Below are 257 nucleotides of genomic sequence, written 5' to 3' on the forward strand. Positions count from 1 at the left end.
TGGGTTTTGATGGCTTGATTGCTGGGTTTAATGATGGTCTTAAAACCTAGTGGATTACCGTGTGGGTTTTTCCCGGTCTTATATTTTCCGACTTGATATTGCCGGATGTTAAATCCCAAGAAGTCGAACCCTGGTTTATCCCCTTCTAAGGTGTGGGTGATATGAGTTTTGGTATCCTTCAGTTCCAATCCTATTCCTTTCAACCATTCCTGGATATGGTCGCGACATTTCAGTATTACATCCTTGTTTTCGTGCAG

At 42.4% G+C, this 257-nt stretch carries 1 pseudogene; it reads right to left on the bottom strand.

From position 1 onward, the window contains the following. Positions 1–188, bottom strand: a pseudogene (locus AC0QH1_RS06400) (group II intron reverse transcriptase/maturase); the annotation flags it as partial. Positions 189–257: the final 69 nt, after the last annotated feature.

This window comes from Phormidium sp. CCY1219 (genome assembly GCF_055795085.1).